Below are 4,204 nucleotides of genomic sequence, written 5' to 3'. Positions count from 1 at the left end.
GGCTTACTATGAGCAACTTTTCCCAAGGCAGTGAAGGCACAACTGGTGCAAAGGCTTGGCAGCGTTCTTTGCAACGTTTTTTCCAGTTGCCTACGGTAGAAATTACGATTGCCGTGCTGATTATTACATCGATCGTGTTTGCAATTATCGAATTATCGCTGTCGCCCTCTTCACCTCTGCTGTTGATTCTCGATCATCTTAATGAAATCATTAACTGGCTATTTATAGTGGAGTTAACCCTCCGCTTCCTGTCCACACCGAATAAACGGCAATTCTTTCAGCAATATTGGTTAGACATACTGGCAGTGCTACCGCTGCTGCGCGTATTCCGTGTTGTCCGTGCTTTAAGATTACTACGACTGCTACGTTTATTACGGTTGATTGGTCTGTTCAACCGCCATGCCAGCATTTTTGAGAATGTCCTGAGACGGGGTGCCTCGGAATATATCATCATTTGTGGATTAATTATCCTCACGATTTGCTTTAGCAGCTTCTCCCTTGTCGCTTTAGAACGGAGTAGCTATCCACAATGGAGAAGTTTAGATCAGGCGGTTTGGATTTCTTTTTATATGCTGTTTTCCGGTTCACCGATACCAGGAGCACCCAGGACTTTGGCGGGAAACCTCGTTGTTACCTTTGTCCTCTTTATGAATGCTACTATTTTTGCCATGTTCACGGGTACAGTATCCGCTTTCATGGTAGATAAGCTTCGTATGGAAGGTAAATTAATGGACTGGGAAAAATTCAGCAACCACATAATTGTGTGTGGATGGAATAAAAAAGCAGAGATAATTGTTCGGCAATATAAAGCGGCTAAAAAGGATGAAGATATTCCTGTAGTCATCATTGCTCAATTAGATGAAGAGCCCAGTTTTGATGATGCTAAATTAAAAGAACAAGTACGGTTCATAAACGACGATTTTACCAAAGTTTCAGTCCTAGACAAGGCCGGGATTCGCCGCGCCAAAACCTGTATCATTCTTGCAGATAAAAGTCATGGACGCAGCGAACAAGATGCTGATGCCCGAACTATCCTAGCTGCTCTGACCGTAGAAAGAATTAATCCCAGCGTTTACACCTGTGCTGAGTTAATTAATCGCGAATACAGCGCTCACCTAGAGATGGGACATGTGAACGATTATGTCGTCAGTGAAGAGCAAAATGGGTTTATGCTGGCTCAGTCTGCTTTGAACCCTGGATTGATGAGCATATTTAATGAACTTTTAAGTGGCGAACAGGGCAACCAGTTTTATCGCCTACCTATCGGTAATGTATGGGTGGATAAAACATTCTTAGAGCTATTTGCGTATCTAAAGCAAAGGCACAATGCCATTCTTATTGCTGTTTCTGAACCCACCGGAACCTTTCAGCTTAATCCAAGTGACTACCGATTTAAGCTGCAAGACTATGTTATTGTCATTGCTGAACAAAAAATTCAACTTTGAGAGCCTATAGATTTTGGATTTTGGATGCCACAATTATAGACTTCTATATTCTTAACAAGAGATAAATATTCTTAATTGCTTTCTATAATTGATTTTTAATTGCTTCAAGATAGAGTGAGGAACTCCATGAGTGCATCATCTACCTCTAATAACCGCTGGCAATTTTGGATAGACCGGGGAGGGACATTCACCGATATTGTGGCGCGACGCCCAGATGGAACGTTACTGATTCACAAGCTACTCAGTGAGAACCCGGAACGCTACACGGATGCACCTGTACAGGGGATTCGAGACATTTTGGGAATTCCAGCAGATCTCCCGATTCCCGCTGAACAAATTGAAGTAGTAAAAATGGGGACGACAGTAGCGACAAATGCGTTGTTGGAACGAAAAGGCGATCGCACTGTTCTGATTATTACTAAAGGTTTCCGGGATGCCTTGCGCATTGGCTACCAAAACCGACCGGATATCTTTGCCCGTCAGATTATCCTGCCAGAAATGCTTTATGAGCGGGTGATTGAGGTCGAGGAACGCTACAGCGCCCAGGGGAAAGAATTAATTCCGGTCAATCTTGAGTCAGTCCGCAAGCTCTTGCAAAATGCTTACGAAGAGGGTATCCATAGCTGCGCCATTGTTTTCATGCATGGATATCGCTATCCAGCACATGAGAAGGAAGTAGCCACACTAGCACACACTATTGGTTTTACCCAAGTTTCAGTATCTCATGAAGTGACACCGTTGATGAAGTTAGTCAGTCGGGGTGATACGACGGTTGTGGATGCCTATTTATCTCCGATTCTGCGTCGGTATGTGGATCGGGTGGGAGAACAGTTGAATGTTGACCACTTGCAGGATGAAGGTGATCAAGAGTTGGATGTTGATCGATTGCAGGCTGTAGGTATAGCCCAAACGACGCTTCAACCCGCTAACGTGCAACTTTCAACCTCCGTGAAGCTGATGTTCATGCAGTCGAATGGTGGACTGACGGATGCGCAGCAGTTTCAGGGGAAAGACAGTATTTTATCGGGCCCTGCGGGTGGGATTGTGGGGGCGGTGCAGACAAGTGCCCTAGCAGGATTCGACAAAATCATCAGCTTTGATATGGGTGGCACCTCTACCGATGTCGCCCACTACAACGGGGAATACGAACGCACTTTTGAGACGGAAGTCGCTGGCGTGCGGATGCGGACGCCGATGATGTCCATTCACACCGTGGCAGCAGGAGGGGGTTCAATTCTGCAATATGATGGGGCGCGGTATCGAGTGGGGCCAGAGTCAGCCGGGGCCAATCCGGGGCCCGCTTCTTACTCGAAGGGTGGACCGCTGACGGTGACGGATGCCAATGTGATGGTGGGTAAGTTGCAACCGGAGTTTTTTCCCAAGGTGTTTGGGCCAAATGCAGATTTGCCACTAAATGCCTCTGTGGTACACGAGAAGTTTACTCAGTTGGCGGCCCAAATTGGGGATAACGAGGCAGTCGAAGTAGCCTCTGGATTTCTGGCGATCGCAGTTGAGAAAATGGCAAATGCGATTAAGAAAATCTCGCTTCAGCGTGGGTATGACGTTTCGGACTATACGTTGTGCTGTTTTGGCGGTGCGGGTGGACAACATGCTTGTTTAATTGCTGATGCGTTGGGGATGAAGCAGGTGTTTCTTCATCCCTTTGCTGGGGTGTTGTCGGCGTATGGGATGGGGTTGGCGGATGTTCGGGTGCTGCGCGAACGGGCAGTAGAGGCGAAGTTAGATGAGGATTTAGTTAATGTAGGGGCACAAGGCGTTGCGTCTTTACGGCAGTTGTTGGAGGAGTTGGCGAGAGAGGGGAAGGAGGAAATTAACCACAGAGACACAGAGGGCACAGAGGAAGAGACTATTCAAGTCTTGCAGAAGGTGCATCTGCGGTATGAGGGAACGGATACGGCGTTGATTGTGGATTTTGGGACGGTTGCGACGATGCAACGGCAGTTTGAGGAGGTGCATCGGCAGCAATATGGGTTTATTGCACCGGAGAAGGAGTTGATTGTTGAGGCTGTTTCGGTTGAGGTGGTTAAACAGACGTATAACCCGGAAGAACCGATCATTGAACGTCACACAGATGCCCAAGCGCAACCTGTCGCAACCGTGCAGATGTACACGGCAGATACATGGCACGAGACGCCAGTATATCAGCGCGAGAATTTACAACCGGGAGACTGCATCACTGGCCCTGCCTTGATTATCGAAAAAACTGGCACCAACGTAATTGAACCCAACTGGCAAGCTGAAATTAGCGATCGCAATCATCTCATTTTGAACAGGAGTCAGGAGTCAGGGGATATCAATCCAAAATCCAAAATCCAAAATCCAAAATCCAAACCTGACCCTGTGATGCTGGAAATTTTCAACAACCTATTTCGCTCGATCGCCGAGCAAATGGGTATTACGCTCCAAAATACCAGTTCCTCTGTCAACATCAAAGTACGCCTCGACTTCTCCTGTGCCATCTTTGACCAACAAGGACAACTTGTTGCGAATGCACCCCATATCCCGGTACATTTAGGCTCAATGAGCGAAAGTGTAAGAAGTTTAATCGAAGCACAAAGCGATACGCTTCAACCCGGAGATGTCTACGTGCTAAACAACCCTTACAACGGCGGCACCCATCTCCCCGATATTACGGTCATTAGCCCAGTCTTTGCACCCCCCCAACCCCCCTTGGTAAGGGGGGAGTCTGATTTACCTCCTCTGGGAGATGGGGGGAGGGAAGAAGCAGTTCCCTCCCT

The 4,204-nt window shown here is 47.3% G+C and carries 2 protein-coding genes; both read left to right on the top strand.

What is annotated here, in order from left to right:
* The coding region (locus tag V6C93_RS31360) for an ion transporter (RefSeq protein ID WP_333480601.1) at positions 1–1,445 on the top strand (1,445 nt) is incomplete at its 5' end.
* Positions 1,446–1,571: 126 nt separating this feature from the next.
* Positions 1,572–4,204, top strand: a 2,633-nt coding sequence (locus tag V6C93_RS31355; RefSeq protein ID WP_333480600.1) for a hydantoinase/oxoprolinase family protein, incomplete at its 3' end; no start/stop codon positions are given.

The organism is Allocoleopsis sp. (genome assembly GCF_036703385.1).
Lineage (GTDB): Bacteria > Cyanobacteriota > Cyanobacteriia > Cyanobacteriales > Coleofasciculaceae > Allocoleopsis.
This window is presented reverse-complemented; position numbering and strand designations above follow the sequence as displayed.